At 45.1% G+C, this 24,564-nt stretch carries 12 protein-coding genes; 9 read left to right on the top strand and 3 right to left on the bottom strand.

Annotated features, from left to right (window positions below; genetic code table 11):
* Positions 1–121: 121 nt before the first annotated feature.
* The 8 genes from ACHZA1_RS15180 (at position 122) to ACHZA1_RS15215 (ending at position 19,558) form a co-directional block, all read left to right on the top strand.
* Complete coding sequence (locus ACHZA1_RS15180; protein ID WP_320052709.1) at positions 122–4,219, top strand: two-component regulator propeller domain-containing protein; 4,098 nt, start codon at positions 122–124, stop codon at positions 4,217–4,219.
* 939 nt (positions 4,220–5,158) lie between these two features.
* Complete coding sequence (locus ACHZA1_RS15185) at positions 5,159–7,996, top strand: TIM-barrel domain-containing protein (RefSeq protein ID WP_320052710.1); 2,838 nt, start codon at positions 5,159–5,161, stop codon at positions 7,994–7,996.
* A gap of 37 nt (positions 7,997–8,033) precedes the next feature.
* Positions 8,034–11,249, top strand: a complete 3,216-nt coding sequence (locus ACHZA1_RS15190) for a TonB-dependent receptor (RefSeq protein WP_320052711.1) — start codon at positions 8,034–8,036, stop codon at positions 11,247–11,249.
* Positions 11,250–11,260: 11 nt separating this feature from the next.
* Positions 11,261–12,958 (top strand): RagB/SusD family nutrient uptake outer membrane protein, encoded by a 1,698-nt coding sequence (locus ACHZA1_RS15195; RefSeq protein WP_320052712.1) that lies wholly within the window; start codon positions 11,261–11,263, stop codon positions 12,956–12,958.
* Between the two features lie 149 nt (positions 12,959–13,107).
* Entirely contained in the window at positions 13,108–13,914 is an 807-nt protein-coding gene (locus tag ACHZA1_RS15200; RefSeq protein ID WP_320052713.1) for a hypothetical protein, read from the top strand.
* Between the two features lie 104 nt (positions 13,915–14,018).
* The gene (locus ACHZA1_RS15205; protein ID WP_320052714.1) at positions 14,019–14,906 is read left to right on the top strand and encodes a hypothetical protein; all 888 of its coding nucleotides are present in this window, start codon (positions 14,019–14,021) and stop codon (positions 14,904–14,906) included.
* A 12-nt stretch (positions 14,907–14,918) separates the two neighbouring features.
* Complete coding sequence (galB, locus tag ACHZA1_RS15210; RefSeq protein WP_320052715.1) at positions 14,919–17,369, top strand: beta-galactosidase GalB; 2,451 nt, start codon at positions 14,919–14,921, stop codon at positions 17,367–17,369.
* Between the two features lie 5 nt (positions 17,370–17,374).
* On the top strand, positions 17,375–19,558 hold the full coding sequence (locus ACHZA1_RS15215; RefSeq protein ID WP_320052716.1) for a glycoside hydrolase family 3 C-terminal domain-containing protein: 2,184 nt from the start codon (positions 17,375–17,377) through the stop codon (positions 19,556–19,558).
* Between the two features lie 361 nt (positions 19,559–19,919).
* On the opposite strand, the gene ACHZA1_RS15220 is transcribed toward ACHZA1_RS15215, so the two are convergent.
* Complete coding sequence (locus tag ACHZA1_RS15220; RefSeq protein ID WP_320052717.1) at positions 19,920–21,515, bottom strand: glycoside hydrolase; 1,596 nt, start codon at positions 21,513–21,515, stop codon at positions 19,920–19,922.
* Positions 21,516–21,836: 321 nt separating this feature from the next.
* Here ACHZA1_RS15220 and ACHZA1_RS15225 point away from each other — a divergent pair, with 321 nt between their 5' ends.
* Positions 21,837–22,241 (top strand): hypothetical protein, encoded by a 405-nt coding sequence (locus ACHZA1_RS15225; protein WP_320052718.1) that lies wholly within the window; start codon positions 21,837–21,839, stop codon positions 22,239–22,241.
* Between the two features lie 98 nt (positions 22,242–22,339).
* Here ACHZA1_RS15225 and ACHZA1_RS15230 read toward each other — a convergent pair whose 3' ends face one another.
* The gene (locus ACHZA1_RS15230) at positions 22,340–23,386 is read right to left on the bottom strand and encodes a nucleoid-associated protein (RefSeq protein ID WP_320052719.1); all 1,047 of its coding nucleotides are present in this window, start codon (positions 23,384–23,386) and stop codon (positions 22,340–22,342) included.
* 159 nt (positions 23,387–23,545) lie between these two features.
* Positions 23,546–24,517: a hypothetical protein gene (locus ACHZA1_RS15235; RefSeq protein WP_320052720.1), complete on the bottom strand. Its 972-nt coding sequence runs from the start codon at positions 24,515–24,517 to the stop codon at positions 23,546–23,548.
* Positions 24,518–24,564: the final 47 nt, after the last annotated feature.

Below are 24,564 nucleotides of genomic sequence, written 5' to 3' on the forward strand. Positions count from 1 at the left end.
GTTGTGTGGGTTTGTTTTTATAGGAGGGAATAGAATGGGGTATATAGGGAAAAAATCCATTGCGAAGTGTTTTTTATGTAAATAAGTGTTATTTTGGTCTGCCGAAATTAACACTTGAATAATGGTAAAATGCGTTGCTAGGCTGATTGTTGCCGCTTGTTTGCTTATTGCCTTACGAACAAGCGCACAGTCAATCAATTTTAGCAGGATTTCTATGTCCGATGGGCTGTCGAACAACGAAATCAGCTGTATTCAGAAGGATAGTAGAGGATTTCTTTGGATTGGTACAGCATCGGGGCTAAATCGCTTCGATGGGTACAACTTTAAAGTTTACAAGCATAACTCTAGTATGCCAAATTCCATTGGCAATAACATCATAAAAAAGATAGGTGAGTCATATGATGGGCATTTGTGGGTGAAAACTGCAAGTGGTTATTCAGTGTATGATCCTTTATCGGATTCGTTTATCAAAGATGCAAAAAGCGAGCTGCTAAGATTTGGGATAAGAAGTGGCGTGGACAATATCTTTTTTGATAAGGGTAAAAATATTTGGTTCCTGCTTGCCAATGGAACGCTATACAAGAGGGATTATCGTGGAAAGAAGCTAATCTGCTTTTTTCGGAGCGTTCAACCTAATGGCTTGCGTGTAGTTGACATTTTTTCTCGAAAAGGGAAGGTTTGGATATTATATAGTAATGGGAGAGTTGATTGCTATAGTTCTCTCTCTAATGCTCGTTTATCATCGAATGGATTGCTTATAAAAAAGTATAGTACTTCGAAGACAAGCCAGCTGTTTATAGATAGTAACGAGGATATTTGGATTTACTCCTATTCGTTGAATGATGGTATATTCCATTACAGTAGGGGTACACGGTATTGGAATTGTATCAGCAGCAGTTCTTCGGGGATGAGACTTTCCTCTAATTTGGTTTTTGGATTGGAAGAGGATTCAAAAAAGAGAATATGGGTAGCAACTGATCATGGGGGAATTAATATTATCGATATTAGGTCGAATAAGGTGGACTACCTAAGGAGTGATCCTACTAATATGCAGTCGTTGGCACAAAACTCGGCGACATGCGTTTATCGCGACAACCTTGGCATAATGTGGGTTGGAACCTATAAACAGGGGGTGTCCTACTATCACGAGAGCGTCTTTAAGTTCAAGACAACGGTTTATCCTCAATCGAAATCGGAAGATTATCTGAAAAATGACTGCAACTGCTACTATGAAGATAATAGCGGTTGCCTATGGGTTGGAACAAATGGGGGTGGCCTTATTAAGTACGATAGAAAGGGTGGTAGTCCGATTGTTTATAAGCATTCTGGTGAGGGTGCCAATTCGATATCGAGCAATATTGTAGTGAGCCTTAAAGGTGATGGGAAGGGAAACCTTTGGATTGGAACCTATATGGGAGGGCTAGACTATTTTAATGGTAAAACCTTTGTTCACTATAAAAAGGATCCTGTCAAAAGCACAAGTATCTCTTCAAATAGCATTTACAGCTTGTATGTTGATAGGCGCAAGAATCTCTGGGTTGGTACGCTTAATGGCGATTTGGATCGGTTCGATGGAAGAACTGGGAAGTTCGTTCACTATAAAATGGGAGGTGGGCAAATATGCCGTGTTGTTGAGGACCCTGAGGGGTACCTACTCGTTGCCCACTCTAGTGGTATTACTCGGCTTAACCCAGCGACAGGTGCAAGCAGCCCGTACTTTTATGTCAAGGGGAGCAAGCGGGTCTCCACAAACTTGTTTGTAAACGATGTGCATGTTGACCGTAGGGGCCTACTTTGGATTGCTACCAAGGAGGGAATAAAGGTATTCAACTACGCCAAATCGCGGTTTGAGAATCTACCTGTTAAGTCGGATGTGCTCCATGAAACGGTTGTTACCATTGCTGAAGATCGGCAGGGAAGCATTTGGCTTGGGACGTGTAATGGGCTATTTGTGCTTAAACTAAAGCAAAACCAGAATGGTGATTACTCGTATTTCGTGAAGGAGTTTGATAAAAGCGATGGGCTTCAGGGAAATGAGTTTAATGTTAATAGTGCCTTTCTGACATCGAAGGGGGAGGTCGTTTTTGGCGGGCCAAGCGGATTTAATCGATTTGATCCTACCCGAATTATTTATAACAGGGTTGTTCCGAAGATTGCCTTTACCGATTTCTCGGTTCTAAACTCGTCGATTAGCAAGAAGGATAGCATCCGTAGCAGTATTGGGCTCCTTAACGAAGAGGATCGGGTTCAAACCATCCACCTAAAATATAACGAGCGCAACTTTAGCTTGCAGTTTGCCGCGCTAAGTTACTTCCTCCCTCAGAAAAATAGATACCGGTATTTCATGGAGGGGTTTGATAAGCAGTGGACCGAGGTGAATGCCAGCGCCCGAAAGGTTACCTACACCAACCTCAATCCGGGAAAGTACACCTTTATGGTGGAGGGTGCCAACAATGATGGGGTTTGGAGTTCGAGGCCTACCAAGCTTGAAATTACTATTGCACCTCCATTTTGGGCTACTCCTGCTGCTTTTATCTTCTATCTTCTGTTGGCCGTATATGGAATCTACAGCATTGTTATGTTCTTTATCCGAAGGCAGGAAAAAATCTTTGCCGAGAAGCAGGAGTGGTTTGAAACCCAGCAGCGGCTCGACTTGGACGAGATGAAGCTGCAGTTCTTCACCAACCTCAGCCACGAGCTGCGCACTCCCCTTACGCTCATTATTTCTCCGTTGGAGCGCTTGGCTAGGCGGATATCCAACGTGGAGGATAAGAAAATTGTATCGGTGGCACATCGTAATTCCATTCGACTGCTCAATATGGTTAATCAGCTGCTGGATTTTAGAAAGATTGATGCCAATGCGCATACCATAAAGAAGTCTACTGGCGATATAGTATCCCTTGTGCGGGAGATTTGTTCCTCGTTTGAGGAGGTTTCGGCTAAGAAGCAGGTGCATTTCTCCTTTAGTTCGACGCTACAAAGCTACTACACCGATTTCGATTCGGATAAGCTGTACAAGGCCGTGGCCAACATTGTTTCGAACGCCTTTAAGTATACGCCTGATGGCGGAAAGGTGGCCGTAGAGGTAGCTGCCGCGGGAGAGGAGGAGGACGAGGTGCTCCAAATCATCGTTCGCGATACGGGCAAGGGGATAAGTCCCGAGGATCAGCCGCACATTTTCGACCGATTCTACAGGGTAGAGCCCAACGACCAGACGGTGACAGGAACGGGCATTGGGCTAAATATCGCCTACGAGTTTGTGCAGATGCACGAGGGAACTATCGATGTAAAAAGCGAACTTGGTGGAGGAAGCGAATTCACCATCAGCTTACCCGTAAAGCGGGTGGCGTTTGTTCCGGAGAACTTTATCGAGGAGCAAGAGGAGGGGACTAGTACAGAAATTGCCTACGAAGATGCGCACACCCAGGTGCTAATCAACGCTCCAACGCTGCTGGTGGTGGACGACAACGACGAGTTCCTCGACTTTATGGTTTCGATCCTCAAGGAGTCGTACAACGTTATTACGGCACCGAACGGGAAGGAGGCTTGGGAGCTGGTTGTGGAGGCAATCCCCGATATGGTGGTTAGCGATGTGATGATGCCCGAAATGGATGGTTTTGAGCTGTGCCGGCGCATGCAGAACGACGTTAGGACATCGCACATCCCCATTATCCTGCTAACGGCAAAGCTGGGCGAGGAGAGCAAACTGACCGGCCTAGAGGCTGGCGCCAACGACTACCTCTCCAAGCCATTCGTTATGGACGAGCTGCTGCTGAAAATAAAGCGGCTGGTGGAGCTTCGAAGGAGCGTACAGCAGAAGTTTCAGCAGAAGAAGGAGATTAAGCCGTCGGAGATTAGCATCAGCTCGCTCGACGATAAGCTGCTGAAGAAGGCGGTCGACTACGTTGAGGCCAACATCGGCAACCCCGACCTCTCCGTCGAGGAACTCAGCAGCCACCTGGCCATGAGCCGCGTGCACCTCTACAAGAAGCTCCTTTCGATAACCGGGAAAACCCCCATCGAGTTCATCCGCATCCTGCGGTTAAAGCGCGCCGCGCAGTACTTCGAAAAGAGCCAGCTGGCCGTGTCGGAGGTGGCGTATAAGGTGGGCTTTAACGATCCGAAGATCTTCCGTCGCTACTTCAAGGACGAATTTGGGGTGCTGCCGTCGGAGTACAAGCAGAAGTTTGACAAGCCTGGCGAGTCGGATAGCGTGTAGCGCCGAGAATCAAACTCGGCAGGCTGTCGCTCTTTTACCGTAGGGCTGTAGCCTGCCGCCCTATCAACTATTTCCTCTCTTTTGGTGAGAAGCCAGTCGCCGAATGGCTGGCGTTGCCGTGCTCTGTCGGTTGACGCTGTTTCAGCCGTAGCAGTTCAAGCAGGTTACTAGCTGTTGAGATAAAGCTGGCAGAGGTTTGCACCTTCACAAGTTGGATCTTTGAGTTTCAACGGGAGTTTCCATGCATGTACGGAAGGTGTTTCCGGTTCCGATTAGAGCTACCGTAGCTATACGGTAGGAGTTTTGGGTACCGATTAGAGCTGCCGTAGCTATACGGAAGATGTTTCCGGTTCCGATTAGAACTACCGTAGCTATACGGAAGGTGTTTCCGGTTCCGGTTAGAACTACCGTAGCTATACGGCAGATGTTTTGGGTTCCGATTAGAGCTACCGTAGCTATACGGTAGTAGTTCCGGGTACCGATTAGAGCTGCCGTAGCTATACGATAGGGGGGGGCAGCCTCTTCGGTCTTCGTGGGAGCGACGTTCTGCCCCATACTGCTACCTTTTAGAAGTGAAATTCCTCGGCTCTTCGCGAAGGTTCCCTGTGCTAGGTCGCTTTTTTCTGACTACCACTCTAAAATTGGCGGCAGTCCTACTTTGTAGTGGCTCACTTGCCCTGTTGCATACCTGCCATGGAGGCGGTACTGTGCTTAACGTAGTTAGCACTGGTTGACATACTAAATGTTAACTCTAGGTAGGGGGTGTTGGTAATAAATTGGCGATAATCGCTGGGTTTTAGTGTTAAATCGTACGCCAAATACATTTAACCCCCTTGTCAAAATCAAATCACCCCCGTAGGTAATCCCATATTGTAATACTTTGGCTGCGTTAATGAATGCAAACACATCTGCCCGTTAAGGCTGAAAAGAGATTTATAGATGAGAAGACTAATTTTTTCGCTAGCTGTTTTACTACCAGTTGTCACGCTCGGATTTCAGGGCACAAAGAGCAGTGATGGCGTGACTGTAATGCTGAAGAAGAAAGGGGAGCATGGCGTAAGGCAGATTAGGCTAAAGGTGTATGCCGACAATATCATAAGGGTAACGGCCACCCCCGATGCTGCATTTAATGCTACTCCAAGCCTAATAGTTGATGAATCGGCAAGGGCAACAGCTCCTTTTTCCGTAAAGGAGGATAAGGCTTCGGTGCTTCTACAAACCGCTAAGCTAACCGCAAGTGTAGCCAAGGCAACAGGGGCGGTTACCTTCTTCGATGCAAAGGGTAAGGTGCTACTACAGGAAAAGGTCGGAGGTGAAAAGTCATTCGCCCCCATTACCGTAGAGAATACCAACGGGTACACCATTCGTCAGGTATTCGAATCGCCCGCCGACGAGGCGTTTTATGGCCTTGGCCAGCATCAATCCGATGAGTTCAACTATAAGGGGAAAAACGAGACGCTGTTCCAGTACAATACAAAAGTATCCAACCCAGTTGTTCAATCGAACAAGGGGTACGGTATCCTTTGGGATTGCTATTCGCTCACCAGATTTGGGGATCCCCGCGCGTATGCGAACCTAAACCAGTTTAATCTCTACGATGCTAATGGCAAGCCAGGTACTTTATCTGCGCTATACTATGCCAATGGCGATACCATCAAGCCCATGCTCGTGCGTAGCGAGGCTTCCGTAGACTACGAGAACCTTACGACAATCACCAATTTTCCCGATAAGTTTCCATTCTACAACTCGAAGATTGTATGGAAAGGGAAGATTGAACCTAAGGAATCTGGAATCTTCAAGTTCAGCCTTTACTACGCTGGTTACACCAAGGTTTACGTGGATAACAAGGAGGTGGTTGCCGAACGTTGGAGAACCGCCTGGAATCCGAACACCTACAAGTTCGACATGAAGCTCGAGAAGGGGAAGAAGTACGATATCCGCCTAGAGTGGAAACCCGATGGAGGAAAGTCCTACATAAGCCTTAAGGCGCTCAGCCCAGTTGCTCCCAAAGAGCAGGGCAGGCTGTCGCTGTGGTCCGAAATGGCCAATCAGATCGACTACTACTTTATACAAGGGGCAAATGCCGATGAGGTGGTAAAAGGGTACCGTGCGCTAACTGGTAAGGCTCCCATCATGCCCAAGTGGGCCATGGGCTTCTGGCAGAGCCGCGAGCGGTACAAAACCGCCGACGAGATTCTTGGGGTTATAAAGGAGTACCGCAAGCGGAGCATCCCATTGGATAATATTGTGCTCGACTGGTCGTACTGGCCCGAAAATGCCTGGGGAAGCCACGAATTCGAAAAAAGCCGCTTCCCTGATCCCAAGCAGATGATAGATGATGTGCATGGCTTGAACGCCCATATCATGATATCGGTTTGGCCAAAGTTCTATGCCACCACCCAGCATTACAAAGAGTTTGACAGCAAGGGGTGGATGTACAAGCAGGCCATAAAGGATAGCATCCTCGACTGGATTGGCAACGGCTACCTTGGTTCTTTTTACGATGCCTACAATGCCGATGCCCGTAAGTTATTCTGGAATCAGATGAACGAGCACATCTACTCGAAGGGCATGGATGCTTGGTGGATGGACGCCTCGGAACCCGATATTCTTTCGAACTCCAGCATCGAGTACCGCAAGAAACTCATGACCCCAACAGCCTTAGGTTCTTCAACCCAGTACTTCAACACCTACGCCTTGATGAATGCGATGGCAATCTATAATGGACAGCGCTCGGTTGATGCCAATAAGCGTGTTTTCCTGCTTACCCGTTCCGGATTTGCTGGGCTGCAGAAGTACTCAACAGCGGTGTGGAGTGGCGATATTGGCACCCGTTGGGAGGATATGAAGGCGCAGATCTCAGCAGGCCTAAACTTTGCCATTGCTGGTATTCCTTACTGGACTATGGATATCGGCGGATTCTGCGTCGAGCATCGCTACGAGGTGGCCAAAGAGGGAAGCGAAGATTTGGAGGAGTGGCGCGAGCTCAACACCCGATGGTTGCAGTTTGGTGCATTCTGCCCTCTATTCCGCGTGCATGGTCAGTATCCTTACCGCGAAATCTACAACCTCGCGCCAGAAACGCATCCAGCCTATCAGAGCATGGTTTATTATGATAAGCTTCGCTACCGCCTAATGCCGTACATCTATACGCTAGCTGGCAAAACCTTTTTCGATGATTACACTATAATGCGTGCGCTTGTTATGGATTACGCCAGCGACCACAATGTGCTTACCATTTCCGATCAGTACATGTTTGGTTCGGCGCTCATGGTTTGCCCGGTGTATAAGTATAAGCAGCGCGAGCGTAGTGTTTACTTCCCTTCGGGGAATGGCTGGTACGATTTCTATACCGGAACCTTCACCGATGGAGGACAAACCAAAGCGGTTGCAGCACCTTACGGTCTGATGCCTCTATTTGCAAAGGAGGGGTCGATAATTCCTGTAGGTCCTGCTGTTCAATATGCTGCTGAGAAGTCAAGCGAACCAATAACCTTGATGGTTTATACGGGTAAGGACGCAACCTTTAGGCTGTACAACGACGATGGAACCTCGTATGGCTATCAAAACGGACACTTCTCCACTATAGACATAAGCTACAACGAGAAAGATAAAACCCTAACAATTGGCAATCGACAAGGCGAATACCCTGAAATGCAGAAGAACATTCGCTTTAACATCGTTTGGGTTGGTAAACAAACACCTAAAACAATAGAATCTCCTGCCGATGAGCAGATAGAATATGATGGCAACAAGGTTGTCGTCCTTGTAAAATAACGGAACGAAAACTGTGAATAACCTAATTTAGAATTTTATGAAAAGACCAAACAAAACAGAACCTTGTAGGTACTGTCTGCTGAATGTCAGGTTAGTTCTGGCGGCAGTAATGTTTAGTATTCTTATGCTAGGTGCATCCGATTTGTATGCCCAAGCAAAAAAGGTAGATGGGGTAGTTGTATCTGCTGCAGATAACAGTCCATTGCCTGGCGTTAGCGTATTGGTTAAGGGAACAACGAATGGTGCCGTTACTAATATTGATGGTAGATTCTCAATTTCTGTGGCTATCGGGCAGGAACTGGTATTCTCTTTTATTGGCTACGAAGGCCAGATAGTTAAGTACAACGGACAACCAATCAAAGTTGTGCTTAAAGATAATGCACAGGCAATTGACGAAGTTGTGGTGGTCGGTTATGGAGTTCAAAAAAAGAAGCTTTCTACGGGAGCAACTGTGCAGGTAAAAGGAGACCAAATCCAAAAGATGAGTACGGTATCACCCCTAAATGCACTGAAAACCCAAACTCCAGGTGTGAACATTGTCAAAAATTCAGGAGAACCAGGAGCCGGCTTTAAGGTGAATATTCGTGGTATAGGAACAATTGGAAACTCTCAACCCTTGTATGTTGTAGATGGAGTAGTGCTTGGTAATATCGACTATCTCGATCCTTCAAGCATTGAATCAATAGATATTCTAAAGGATGCCGCCTCTGCTGCAATTTATGGCTCTCGTGCTGCAAATGGTGTTGTACTCGTAACCACAAAGCAGGGTAAGTCTGGCAAGGTATCTCTTTCGTACGATGGTTATTATGGAGTACAAAATTTGTACAAGCGTCTTCCAATGCTAGATGCTAAACAGTATGCGATGATTCAGAACGAGGCAGCGGTTAACTCGAATCTAAAACCATATGATTTTGCTTCGATGATGGATGCTGGAGATTGGGATAGAATACAGAACGGGACTTGGAGTGGAACGAATTGGCTTAAGGAATTGGAGAATAAGAATGCTCCAATTCAAAGCCATTCTGTAAGCATTACAGGAGGAGGAGACCAATCTGTCTTTTCGTCAGGGTTTACCTATTCTTCTCAGGATGGTATTTTTGGAACACCTGTACCTTCGCATTATGAGCGTTACAGTTTTAGGTTAAATTCGGAACATACCATTTATAAGGTTAATGGACGGGATGTGGTTAAAGTTGGGGAAAATTTGAACTATTCTAAGTCAGAGAATCATGTTATTGCAACTGGTAACATGTGGTACAACGACATTAATCAGGCTATCCGTGTTAATCCATTTCTACCTCTGTATGCTCGTGATGCAAATGGAAATGATATTGTTGGAACCTATCATAAATCTATTCCATTTACATCTAACCAAGCGAATCCAATTGGTTTGATGTACTATGGTCACGGTTTAAATCTTTCGAAAAATTATAGCATAAATAGCAACGCGTATATTACGGTCCAACCAATTAAGGGGCTAACCTATCGTGGCAGTTTTAGCTACAATCAAAATTCTAATTCTTATCGCAGCTACGTACCTACATACGAGTTAAGTCCTAGTGCCCAAAGAACCTCTGATGGAACTACACAGAATATGGGAATGGGCTACAACTGGAGTATGGAACATACGCTGTCTTATGCCACTAAGATTAATGATGTGCATAGTATAAATGCGGTAGTTGGTACTTCGGCTGAAAAGAGCGGTATTGGTGAAGATCTTTCTGTATCAAATGATAACAGCATTTTTGATGATTACAAACATGCCTATATTGATAATGCAAAGGTTGCAAGTACCGCAACAATAGGGGGAAAACCTTATGCACCAAATAGAATAATATCCTACTTTGGTAGAGCCAACTACGACTATAAGGAAACCTATATGTTGTCGATGATAGTTAGAGCAGACGCATCGTCAAACTTTGCAAAGGGCAATCGTTGGGGGTATTTTCCATCTGCTTCTGCAGGTTGGGTGATTACCAACGAATCGTTTATGAATTCCTTAAAAGGTACTCTCGATTTCTTAAAATTGCGCGCAAGTTGGGGACGCAACGGTAACGCTAATATTCCAGCTTTTCAATATCTTTCATTAATTAGTTTTAATGCACCATCCGCACCATCTAACTACTATTTTGGTGATACCAAGAGTACCCCATCGTTAGGTGCGTATCCAGGGAACCTTGCTACTTCCGATTTGTCTTGGGAAACCTCGGAGCAATTGGATTTAGGTTTTGATGCTCGTCTTTTATCAAACCGATTAGGTATTTCTTTTGACTTATATAAAAAGAAAACAATTGATTGGCTTCTAGCGGCACCTGTTCTTGCTAGTTGGGGTATCGATGAAAATTCAGCGCCTTATATTAATGGAGGAGACATCGAGAATAAAGGTTTTGAATTAAGCCTAAACTGGAACGATCGCCTCGGCGATTTTAAGTATGGTGTTTCAGCAAATCTTTCTTACAATAAGAATGAGGTAACACGTATTGCCAATAGTCAAGGTATAATTGCGGCATCAAATGTCAAGCTATGGGGTAATGGAACCTATATTGCAAGAGCTGAGGTTGGCAAACCTGTTGGCTACTTTTGGGGATACGAAACCAAAGGTATTTTTCAAAATGCTCAGCAAATTTTAGACTACAAAAATGCGGATGGTAAGGTCATTCAACCCTCTGCTGAGCCTGGTGATGTTATTTTTGTGGATAAAGATGGCAATGGTGTTATCGACGATAAGGATAAAACTAATCTAGGTGATGGTAATCCTGATGCGCTTTATGCCATTAACTTTAACTGTGAGTATAAAGGTTTCGACTTTTCTGTATCTGCCAATGGGGTTGCAGGTAACCAGATTGCTCGTCAGTTTCATAGTGCTGGAAGCCCAGAAGATAACTATACTACCGATGTTTTAAATCGGTGGCATGGAGAGGGAACCTCTAACAGAATACCCAGAGTACTAAGTGGGTCTAGCATCAATCTAATGAACACATCTGATTTGGATATTGAGAATGGAGATTACCTAAGAATTAACAATGTAACCTTTGGTTACAACTTCAAGAACTTGTTAAAGAAACTTCCATTTCAACAAATCAGGCTATATGCTACTGTTCAAAACCTGTATACCTTTACTAAATATTCAGGTATGGATCCAGAAATTGGAACCAGTTCTGACGATACAGCATATGGATGGGTTCGTGGTGTTGATATAGGTTTTTACCCAACACCTCGTACATTCCTAATTGGTGCAAGTATTAAATTCTAATTCGTTAATTTATGAAACAGATATATTTATTAGCACTTTGTGCGCTCTTTTTTGTAGGATGTAGTCAGAGTTTTCTGGATACTGAAGAGTTAACAAAGAAAACAGGGTCAAACTTCCCAGGAACAGAAGAAGAAGCCAATCAAGCATTGGTAGGAGCCTATAGCATACTGCCTTCTTTTGCAGGTACCGATAACATTTTGCTTATTTCGGAATTGATGTCAGATGATCGTTTTGGTGGTGGTGGACAAAATGACAGAGAACCTCAAGCGATGAATGTTTTTCGTGTAACCAATGATAATCAATACAACAGTTGTTGGGCAACTTATTACAAGGGGATATATCGTTGTAATTCGCTGTTAAGTACTATCGGAAATGCTAAGTTTACGAGTGAGGATAGTAAAAAGAAAATTATTGGAGAAACCAGTTTCTTACGTGCTTACTTCTACTTCGACTTAGCTCGTTTGTTTGGTCAGGTTCCATTAGTACTTACTGCCGAACCTGTAAACTTACCCAAGGCTACACCAGAGGAAATCTATGGTCAAATAGCGTTAGATTTAAAAACGGCAATAGAAGATCTTCCTGCAAAGCCATTAACTACCGAAAATATGGGGCGTGCAACAAAGTGGGCTGCAGAAGGTATAATGGCTAGAATGTTTCTTTTCTACACTGGATACTATAATAAAACAGAAATTGCTTTACCTGGAGGAGGTACTATTACCAAGCAAAATGTTATCGACTGGGTAGACGATTGTATTGCCCATAGCGGACATTCGTTGGTTGGCGATTTTAGAAATCAGTGGCCATATTCTATTGCTCAAGATTCGTATGGTTATGCAAAGGCCAATAAGTTGGTATGGGTTGGCGAAACAGGTGCAAATAAGGAAAATATATTCCAAATAAACTTCAACTTTATTAAATCTAGTGTTTGGGGCGAGAAGAATTACTATTGTAACAAGATTAACCTCTTCTTTGGTCTTAGAAATGCAGAAGCTCAAATTCCTTTTGGGCATGGTTGGGGCATGGGGCCTGTTAACCCTAAGTTTTATGAAGAGTGGCCTAATGACGACATTAGAAAACAAGGGTCTATCTGGAAGGTTGATGATACCTCTGAAGGTACTGACACCTTTGTTTGGGGTGCGGATATGATGTGGCAGGAAACGGGCTATATTGCTAAAAAATATATTCCAATTAATGTCCTTAATGGTGGGAAAAAGCAGAACTATAGCGTTAAATTATATGGGGCTGACGACGATTTCTCATTGAATAATACTCAAAATGTCGTTGTTCTCCGTTTAGCTGATGTAATGTTAATGGGTGCAGAATTGGGAAGTAAATATGCCCAAAAGTATTTTGACGATGTTCGTGGTCGAGTAGGACTGACTTCAGTTCCTGTAAATTTGGATAACATTATGAAGGAGCGTCGTTACGAACTTGCTTTTGAAGGTATTCGCTATTTTGATATGCTACGTTGGTATGGTAAAGAGGCTGGCGTTCAGCTTAAGAAGAATATGACTGGGGCTAAAATATTTAATATGAAGGTTCCAAGTACCATTAATGCTGATCGTAATAATGGTTATTTCGATCAGATCGATGCGAGAGTTAAAGCAACTGGTGGTTTTCTTATGATTCCAAACAATCAAATTCAACTTTCAAAAGGAGTTTTGGTACAGAATCCTGGTTATACAAACTCTTCCGATTACATTTTCTAATTGGAAAATGGCTTTTGATCATTGATTATTTGCGATAATACTCAATTCTAGAACGAAGAGAGGCGTTGTTTTTGACTTTATGGAGAAGACTCCTCTCTTCGAAATAGACGAGTGTCGGCTAATCGCTCAAATTTTAAAAGACAATTAGTATGAAGAGAATTATATTGTGTTTTGCTGGTTTATGTATGCTGTTTACAGCATGCGATACCATTGAAGATCGCGATGAATTGGGCTCGATTTTGAGCAAAGAACAGCTTGATAAGGAGGGCGCTCTTGAAATTATACAAAAGACTCCTGGTTCAAATTCGCTTATCTTTAAAAGTAATGTGCCAAACGTTATCTCATATTGGGAGTGGAATGGCGGTTATTCGAATAAAAATGTAGCAGAGGTTTACATTCCTTTTGGAGGTACTTTTACGATTACCTACACTGCATTTTGTGATGGTGGAACTGTATCAACGACTCGAACATTTACTATTGCAAAAAATGACCCAACTTTTTTTGAGAAAGATCCTGCGTGGTATGGTTTAACAGGTGGTGGTAATGGTAAAACATGGGTGTGGGCAACCGATGCAAATGATCCAACCAAGAAAATAGCTGGCAATGGACCTGTGGGCTGCGTAAAACCAGAGTGGTGGACATTGGATGCAAATAATGCTGACATAACGAAACCTGTTATTAACGATGAGGTTTATATGGATCTTAAGGGGTCTGCGAACTTTGTGTATACAAAAGCAGATGGCAGTAAGGTTAAAGCATTCTTTAATGTGCTTAATGGTGCACCTTTTGTCGATGGTGAAAGTAAATACTCTGCATTCGAAGTTCTTGGAGGACACTTTCCTTGGCCTGCTGTCAGCAAGTACCATATTACAAATATGACCGATGATGAATTGTCGATACATGAGTATGGTGCTTATAATGTTGCGATGTACAAGCGTAAAGGGTTTACCTATTAACGCCTACTTTCCCTAAAATAGATAAGGCCGCCTTGACGTAAGTTTGAGGCGGTCTTACTTGATATTAATAATTGGTATTTTTAATGTTTCCCAAATTTGGTTGAATGATGAGGATTTGTATGTTTTGGATGGTAGTTTTTTCTTTATCGATTGTTTCATGTTCGACAAAGCAGGTTGAAAACGACCGCACCAGGCAACTACTTAAAGGTGAAGTGAAATCAATAATTGAGACGTGTTATTCGCTATCGGGGAAAAGAGCTACTGTTGTAAACTTTACTACTTCAGGGTTTGTGAGTAAGCAATCTGGATATAATCCTGATGGTTCGCTGATTCGGACGTGGATCTTTGAATATAATATGCATAATCAACCAATTAAGAAAATATGTTATGTAATGAATGATTCATTATCATACATTACTCGATACTTCTATAATAAGATGGGGAAACTGAATTATACTATACAACTTAATTCTAATGGATATTCCTATGTAGATTCTCGATTTATTTATGATAGTAATAAGAATAAGGCGGAAGAATTTTATTATAGCTCTAAAAAAAATGCAAGTCTGAAAATTACATATAAGTACGACAAGGAGAATAGAATTATAGAACAGGTATTTGTTGATTCAACAATTCATCAAACATGGCGACAAATCAATAAATATAGTAGTGGATTACTGACAGAGAGTGCAAACAAGACAATGTATGATAGCCTTTTGTTAAGGCAGACTTACACTTATGACGAAAAGGATAGAATTGTAGATGTACGACAATTTGATGGAAGAAATAGACCGATAATGAAAACTTCTTATGTGTATGATTCGCATGGAAATAAAACAAAAGTGATTACTCTATCAGGTGATAACTCTATAAAGGAAAGAAGGACGTATGTGTATAAGTATGATAAACATGGTAATTATACTTTTTTACTAGAATACGTAAATGGGGATTTGGAATGTACCACCACTCGTGATATTCAATACTACAATTAATAAAAGAGGTTGATGTTTAATGTGTTGTTTGGACTATTTAGAATAAGGCATAATGCTTTTTTATTGGTGCTTTTCTTTTCTGTTGGTTTTAGTTCCGCATTTTCGAAAACCAGCGATCGACTAATTCAAAATTTCAACAAATCTTGGAGGTTTAGCTCCGTAGAAAGGGGGGAGGCTTCGAAGGTTGGCTTTGATGATGCAGGGTGGAGGCTCCTAAATCTCCCTCACGATTGGAGCATTGAAGGCAAGTTTAGCAAAGACAATCCAGCAACTCCTGGAGGTGGAGCTTTACCTGGTGGTATTGGGTGGTATCGTAAAACTTTCAAACTCGACAATTCATTTGTAGAAAAGCAAATATTTGTTGAGTTTGACGGCATTTACATGAATAGTGAAGTTTGGATTAATGATCACTATTTAGGACGCCGACCTTATGGCTACATCTCTTTTGGCTACGAGTTAACTCCTTATATTAAGCTTAATGGCGGAGAAAATGTAATTGCAGTTAAGGTTGATAACTCGAAGCAACCAAATTCGAGATGGTATTCTGGATCGGGGATATATCGGAATGTTCGATTGGTTGCTGTTAATCCAGTTCATATTCCTCAATGGGGAACGCATATTGTAGTTTCCGAAATAGCGAAGAGTTTTGCAACGGTTGATGTGAAGACGACCCTTGTTAATTCTTCGTCAAAGAGATCAAAGATAAACTTGCAAACGTCGATTGTTGATTCGAAGGGGAAGGTCGTTGCTAAGAACGGAATAGTTAAGAATATTTCAATTGACGATACGCTCGAATTTCCCCAACGTCTGAAAGTCGCTAATCCGAAACTTTGGGCTACAGATAGACCCTATATGTACAAGATGTTATCGGAGGTTTGGGTTGATGGGGTAAGGGTTGATAGCTACACCACTCCGCTTGGCATTCGCCAATTTCAGTTTGATCCAGATAAAGGATTTTCGTTGAATGGTCGGAGCATGAAGATAAATGGAGTTTGCCTTCATCACGATCTTGGCTGCCTAGGTGCTGCCGTTAATACAAGGGCGCTGGAGCGCCAACTTCAGATACTGAAGGCAATGGGATGCAACGGCATCCGTACATCGCATAATCCACCTGCTCCAGAACTTCTTCTGCTCTGCGACAGCCTTGGTTTTATTGTTATGGATGAGGCTTTCGATATGTGGAAGAAGCAAAAGAACCCTCACGACTACCATCTATACTGGGATGAATGGCATAAAAAGGATCTGATTGCTCAAATTAAGCGAGATAGAAATCATCCTTCGGTTATGATATGGAGTATTGGCAATGAAATTCCTGAGCAGTGGGGCGATTCTACAGGCAAGCAGATTACTCGCGAGCTTGCAGCTATTGTTCGCGACTTAGATTCTACACGTCCTATAACAGCTGCCAATAACGAAGTTGGTCAGGGGAATAACCTAATTCAATCTGGTGCGCTCGATCTTATCGGATACAACTACAACCACTCTAAGTTTGCCGATTTTCATAAGGATTATCCTGGAAAGAAATTCATAGCAACCGAAACGGTCTCGGCATTACAAACCCGTGGAAGCTACGACTTGCCATCGGATAGCGTTCGTATTTGGCCTACACGATGGGATCTGCCTCTCGAAAAAGGGAATGCTGATTTATCGTGCTCGGCATACGAGAATTGTAGAACTCCATGGGGATCGACCCATGAAGAAACGTGGAAGGTGATGAAAAAGAACGAATTCCTATCGGGACAGTTTATTTGGACGGGCTTTGACTACCTTGGCGAGCCTACGCCTTATCCATGGCCAGCCCGTAGCTCCTACTTTGGAGTTGTTGACCTTGCTGGTTTCCCCAAAGATGTATACTACATGTATCAGAGCGAGTGGACAAATAGCACGGTGCTGCATCTTTTCCCTCATTGGAATTGGGCCCCAGGGCAGCTGGTGGATGTTTGGGCTTACTACAACAATGCCGACGAGGTGGAGCTGTTCCTTAATGGGCGCTCGCTTGGTGTTAAGCGTAAGTTGAACGACGACTTGCACGTAATGTGGCGGGTCCCTTTTGAGCCAGGCGTGCTTAAAGCGGTATCGCTAAAAAATGGAAAGGTTGTGAAGACTGATATTCGTAAAACAGCCGGAACTCCTGCAAAGATTGTTCTACAGGCTGATAGAAAAACTATCCTAGCCGATGGAAAGGATCTTTCGTTTGTGAGCGTTTCGGTTCAGGATAAGGATGGCAACGAATGCCCCAACGCCAATAATCTCGTTTCATTTTCCATTCGGGGCGAGGGTGGAATTGCGGGGGTTGACAACGGTAGCCCAACCTATTTAGAGTCTTTAAAGGCATCGTCGATTACGGCTTTTCATGGAAAATGTTTGGCTGTTATTCATGCCAATGGGGTAAAAGGAACGATTATACTTAAGGCGGCATCTGTTGGCTTGATGGATGCCGAAGTTCAAATACTTGCAAAGTGATTTTTATGAAGTTAACTAGAAAAGTTTTGCTGATGGCTACCTGCATAATCTGTGCTGGTAGTGCTACAAGCGGGCAGGGTACAGGTCTGCCGGCTAAGGATGAGGCTAAAATTAAGCAGCTGCTCTCTAAAATGACGCTGGAGGAGAAGTGTACGCTTCTGCATGCCAACTCTAAGTTTCGCATTGGGGCAATTAAGCGCTTGGGGATTCCTGAGTGGACTCTCTCTGACGGCCCTCATGGTGTACGTGCCGAGATCAATAGGGACAACTGGAACTACACCGGACAAACGGACGATTCGTCGACCTACATGCCTACAGGTACTGCTTTGGCGGCAACGTGGAATAGGGATATTGCGTTTGTGCGCGGACAGGCGCTAGGTGAGGAAGCCCGAGCTAGGGGTAAAGATGTTCTGCTTGGTCCTGGAATGAACATTATTAGAACGCCACTTTGTGGCCGTAATTTCGAATATCTAAGCGAAGATCCTTACCTGAATGCTCAAATGGCAGTCCCTTACGTAAAGGGGCTTCAATCTAAAGATGTTGCTGCAAGCATTAAGCATTACGCCGCAAATAACCAAGAGATCAATAGGGGGACCGTTGACGTTAGCATGAGCGAGCGTGCCTTCCGCGAGATATATCTTCCAGCCTTTAAGGCTGCCATTCAGGATGGCGATGCGCTAACGGTAATGTGTGCCTATAATAAGTTTAGAGGCGATTGGTGCTCGGAAAACAGCTACCTAGGGCGTACCGTTCTTCGCGACGAATTGGGTTTTAAAGGTGTGTTCATGAGCGACTGGGATGCCGTGCACTCTACCGTAAAGGCTGCCAACGCAGGTCTAGACCTCGAAATGGGAACCGAGATTAAGGATTACAACCAGTGGTACTTCGCCAAACCCTTGGTGGATGCCGTTAAAAGAGGCGAGGTCTCGGAGGCTACCGTTAACGAAAAGGTGGCTAATATTCTTAGGGTAATACTTCGCACTAAGGTGCTCGAACCCAATGCTAGGGCTCATGGTGCTTTTAATACGAAGGAGCATCAGCAGGTTGCCTATAACACCGCATGCGAGTCTATCGTGCTGCTCAAAAACGATGGAGGTACGCTTCCTTTCGATTTTACGAACTTAAAATCGGTTGCCGTTATCGGCGATAATGCAACGCGTAAGCACTCCAATGGTGGGTTAAGTTCAGAGATTAAGGCCCTATATGAGGTTACTCCTTTCGAAGCGTTGCAGAGGAAGTTTGGAACTGCTGTAAACCTAGCATTTGCGCAAGGGTATGCCAAACAATCGAAATCGTTCGAGGAGGTAGCAAAGGGTACCGTAGACTACAATAAGGTTGATTGGGTGCTTATCGACGAAGCGGTTGCGCTAGCTAAGAAGTCGGATGTAGCCTTTGTATTTTGCGGGCTAAACCACGACTTCGACACCGAATCAACCGATAAGCCGGATATGAAACTCCCTTACGGACAGGTGAAGCTCATCCAGGAGGTGGCAAAGGTAAATCCTAGAACAGTGGTGGTAATTATTGCGGGCTCTCCAGTAGAACTTGCTGGAATAGATAATCGTGTGCCAGCAATCCTGTGGGGGTGGTACAACGGTATGGAGGGCGGCAACGCTATTGCTGATGTTCTCTCCGGAAAGGTTAACCCTTCGGGCAAGATGCCATTTACGCTTCCTGTATCGTTGGAGCAATCGCCTGCACATGCTCTTGGTAATTTTCCAGGCCGAAATCTAAAGGTGAACTACGAGGAGGATATTTTGGTTGGCTACCGCTGGTTCGATACAAAGAATATCACTCCAGAATACCCCTTCGGATATGGGCTTTCGTACACCCAATTTAAGTACGATAGCCTTAAGGTCGATCGGCCAGCCTATTCGAAGGATGATGTCGTTAAGGTTTCGTTTACGCTTAAGAACACTGGAAAGGTGGCTGGTGCCGAGGTGGCTCAGCTATACATGAGCCAGCCAAAGGCATCCGTGCTTCGCCCAGTTAAGGAACTCAAAGGATTCAAAAAGGTATGGTTGCAACCTGGCCAGGAGAAGCGCGTTGAGCTGAAGGTTAAGGTGTCTGACCTTGCCTACTACAACGAGCAATCGAAATCGTGGATAGTGGAGAGTGGACGCTTCGAATTTCTTCTGGGGGCTTCGTCTCGCGATATTCGTCAGCAGGTTTTATTCAATGTCAGATAATTTGGTTTGAGATGCCTCGTGGCATCTGATGGAAGGGGCTGTCCTAAATGTATAGGACAGCCCCTTTTTTTGGCAATTCTATTCGGTATCCCTGAATATATCGGTGCAAATGGGGCGCCGTTGTTGGGCGTTGATAGCTGCAGGAACCTTTTATACCATCGAACGTGGAGTCCTCGAATCAGAGAGGGTGAATTCTGTGGTAGTATAGGGGCGGTATGATTATCAACCAGATTGGAGCAGGTGCTTAACCTGCAGCGCTTGGGGAAGTATGATGGCTATGTGCGGGTGGCACATCAGTCATTAGCGCACAAAAAAGGGATAGGCAACCCGCCTATCCCTTTGGTTTTATCCCTAAGTATGCTTACTGCTTCACCATGTTTAGCAGGACGACATCGTTTTCGCGAATCGCAACCTCGTGTAAAAATGGCGCGTTGCCCTTTACCTTCACCAGCTCCGTCGATACGGGCAAACCGCTGCTCTCCCGCTTAAGCTTCTCCACCTGCTGCTTGGTGAGCTGCTGAGGCCGGCCCATCTCAATGTAGCTCGTAAAGGCATCGTTGGCGCGGTAGCCCACCTTGTACACCTCCAGCTTGTACGTGCCTGCTGGCACGCTGGCGATGCTGACTTTTACCTTTCCCTTTGCCTTCGATGGAAGATCGCGGACGTAGTATGCCTGGTTGTTCACCGAGTCGCCGGGATGGGTGTTTGTAAAGTCCCATAGTAGCACCTGTACGCCACCTTTTCCATCCTTCGAGGCCCACGAGCAGCTGTCCGCATTGCTCAGCTCAGTACTTCCCAGTTTATTCATCAGCATGTACGCAAAATATGCAGGCTTAGCGATTCCTTGGGTGTTCAGCAGTCCAAATCCGCCGTGGAATGGGGTAAATCGAGGGCCAGCCTCTTCAAAGATATCGGTAAATACCCAGTACGACATCGAGTTTGCCGCCGTTCCCACCTGCTTTATTTTCTGGAGGATATACGCCGCTTCGTGGTAGCTGTCGTGTATCGGATCGGCAGGGGTGTACGATGCGCTCCACTCGGTGTAGTGCAGCTCCAAGTTGGGCATTGCGCTTGCCGAAATCTGACTGCGCGAGTTAAGGATGTCGCCGCTTACGGCCATCGGATCCTTGCTTAGCACTGTTCCTGAGTTTCCGAACTCATCCAGAAACCCTTGCTTAACGCCGTAGCTATGCGTGCTGATGAAGTCGAGCGGCTGCGCGTTTTTGCTGCAGTAGCTTATCGTTTCGGGTACCCACGCAGCACCTGCTGTGGCTGGCCCTCCAACTCGGTACTCCCTGTTTACGCTCTTTACCGCCTTCGCGGTGTAGGCGTACAGCTTGAAGTACTCCTCCTGCGTCCCCGCCCAAAATCCGTTTAGGTTGGGCTCGTTCCACACCTCAAAGTACCACGTTTTCACCTCATCGGCTCCGTAGCGCTCGGTAAAGTGCTCTGTCATGTTGCGAATTAGCCCCTCCCACTTGTTGTAGTCCTTCGGTGGAGTAACATTCCCTCGCCACCAGAAGATAGTCTGGCTGCCGCTGGCCAGCGCCGATGGCATAAATCCCAGCTCCACAAACGGTCTAATGCCGATACTCAGCAAGTAGTCGAATAGCGCATCGACATACTGGTAGTTGTACTCCGGATTACCTTTGCTATCCTCGCGGTACACCGCCATGTCGTCGGTAAGCAGGCCGTGCATGCGGATATACTTAAAGTCGCATCCCTTTTTTACGAAGGCCAGCTGCTGCTGCCAGTCGGCGCGTAGCCCTTCGTTGGCGCGTCCTGCCCCAACGCACTCTTTAAACATAGTATTTAGCGGGCCCTTGGCCTTGCCGTAGTCTACGCTAATGGTTCTCTCGGGCTGCTTTGCCACCAATGGTAGGTCGCCTTGTGCTGCCGAGCTTGCCGTTGCCAATCCCCCTAGGAGTATCGTAAGCGAAAGTAGGTTAGGTTTCATATTACATTGCAATTAATTAAGTCTGATAAAATGATGATTGCTAAAGTAGCGTTTTCCTTTATTTCGATGCTAAGGCTGCTCACTATTTACACTTTCTGATTGAAGCTACCGCTTATAAAGTAGATGAAAATCTATGTGTTGCCAAGTATTGGCTGTGTGTCTAACAACTGCCGTTTTCACGGATTCATTTTCTTATAGGTCAATTACTAATTTAAGGTACGTTTAAAATCGAATGAAATAGATAAAACCCCATCAATGGTTGATTTTAGTAGGAGGTGTGTCATAAATTAGATGCAAAATCAACGAATCAAAAGCGCGTCTATGGAAAAGTCAAACCGTTTTACGCACATCTACGGGTATATTGTTTGCCTGGTATCCGTAATAACGTTCATTATTTGCGTAACCAACTTCGTAAATGCGGTAATCGATAAAACCGATCCGCTGCATGCAGGGTTTTCCGCGAATAATTTGGCCTCGTTTGAGACCTACAAGCTTGATCTGATGAAGAGCATGCAATCGAAGGAGGGTAATTTGCAGAATGCCTTACCCGACGATAAGTCGTTACGGGTAATTTATCAAACTGCCAAGCAGGACAAGATTGATCAGGTGCTTTTCACCTCGAATAGAACGATAATCGTCTGCTCGTTGCTCATTATAGTTTGTATCATACTTTTTACCACGCATTGGCATATCGCAAGGAAGAGTATTAAGGCTGCCGAAGCGTAGTAAAGAAAGCGGGATATTGGGCACAACCAATATCCCGCTTTCTTTTATGCTGTTTTTGTCTAAAATCTAACGTCTAACGTCTAGCTTCTGAAGATATCCTAATTCTCCTCGTTGTAGAAGAGTTTGTAGAACTTCATCCCCTTTTCGTCGTCGTAGCCCTTGTCCACCAGCTCGCGGTCGCCGTGGATGTAGATGTGGAAATTTTTGTCGAGCTTAATCACGCTCTTAAAGTTCTTCTGCATCTTCTTGGCCACATCGGTGGCGATGCTAAACTCCTCCTTCAGGGCCACCTGATTCATGGTTTGGTATTTCTCTTTATACTCCTGAAATGCCTCGATGATTTCGGGCTGCTGCATCACCTCGGCCTCGAACACCTCCTCCTTAAACACCTCGTTAGTCTTAAAGAACTCGGCCGTTTTGTTGAGCATTACCACCTGGTCGGCGCGATCCACCTCGTTTTCGGTGTTAAACACCTCCTTCACGAATCCCTTGCACACCTCCATATAGCCGCGCGTTTGGTAGTAGCTATCCTCGCGCGGCTTGATGCGCAGGAATGCCTCCTTCCAGTACACCGCCTCGCTGCTGCGGTTGGTGTTGTCGATGGCGCACACCTTAAAGCCATCCTCACGCTCGGTGTTGAATATCAGGCAGCCCTTATCGAGCTTGTTGATGTTGATGCCATTCTCGCTGCCCAGGTCGAGCCCGTCGGCGCCTTGGTTTACCTTCAGGAAGGTCTCCTTGTTTTCCGACTTAAAGATGCCGATGGCGTCGCACACCTCCGACTCGATGATGATATCCTTAACCAGCGCCACGTACAGCTCGCCCTCCTTGATGTTAGGGTGGTCCGACATCTCGTAGAGGTGCTTGGCAATGGCCTCGCTCATGGCAAAAAACTGCTTCTCATCATCGAAGATGTTGGCGCAGTAGGTGTACACCTCGTTGAGGTTGACATCGGTGGGGTGGGTGAAGTTGAAGAAGGCATCGCCCTTAAACGGGGTGAAGAAGAAGTGCATCAGCATGCCGCTTAGCGCCTCGTCGAAGTTCTCGATCTCCTTTTGCGATATTACAAGCGTCATATCCGACACCTTGTTCCCTACCCTGTGAACGATCAACCGTTGCAGGGTCGATTCTGCGATCTGTATCATTGCCTTGCTGGTATTTTTGTGGTTTGCGATGCGCCGTAAGCCCAATTCTGGTGCTTGTAGCAGCGCAGTCTTCGAATGTCGCTTAAAAGTAAGCATTTGATGCTTACCCACAAGCGGCATCCGCTAATTATTGGCTCCGTTTGGGGCTGATTTGCTCGTTTAGCGGCTAACTGGAAGCTGCATCGTGGCGGTGTTATTCCTGTAACTGAAGAAGATTAGCGGATAGCCATCGGCCTCCATGTTCATCTCCTTTGCCCGGCTAACAAGCAGGTTGTACACATCGTCGATGTTCGTTTCCCGAAAGTTGAAGGTGGCCGATAAGGTTTCAACCCTTGAGAAGAGCGATAGCGCGTAGCTGGGGATGCGGCTTGTGGCTTCGCTTTTTGTGGGCACGCCCTTTATTAAAACCAGGGTGTCGTTGTAGGGGCTATTTACATACTGTATAAAAGGGCGTCCAACGATGGTAGATTCTGGAATCGACTTATACATTCTGTGCAGCTCGCCTATTATTGTAACGCTTTGTTTCTTGGGAACGTACGATTTACTTATAAATGCCTTGAAATCGTGGATCATCCCCCTTTTGATGGAAAGGCTCAGCGGCTTAGCGTTCATCTCGCAGTCCATCGCCAACGATTGTAGCTCGTTGCGGAGGCTACGCTTTATGGGGATATACCATAGGTATGCTTTAACCTTTTCCACGAAGGATCTGGGCAGGTCGATATCCAGATTGGCCACAATGGTTGTGCTGCTCTTCTGGTACGATATGCTGAAGCTGAGCTCGCCTTCCGATTTCGGGGTGTAGCTAACCTGGTAGATTACGCTCTCGTAGCGTTTGGCCTCCTTTTGCTGAATGAACCCTGCTGTTCCATTCTTGTTATTCCATCGGTAGATGTAGGGCTTTCCGTTTGCCGTGGAGTCGATGCGAAAGCGGTTGGCCTTGCTGTAGAAGAATCGGCTTCGGCTAATCCAGTAGCTTGGGTCGGCTAACTTTAGGAAAACTAGGCGCGGCGGGCATTTTACGTCGATGGATTCTTGTACCGAAAGGTTTGATGGCATGAATACATAGATGATGATGGAAAGCAGCGTGAATAGTATCAGCAGGCGTACTATGATTCTAAACCATCGTCTCATACATCAATTTTAATCGCAAATTACGAGGTACACTGGTTAAAATCAAG

The organism is uncultured Acetobacteroides sp. (assembly GCF_963667355.2).
In the GTDB taxonomy this organism is placed as follows: Bacteria; Bacteroidota; Bacteroidia; order Bacteroidales; family ZOR0009; genus Acetobacteroides.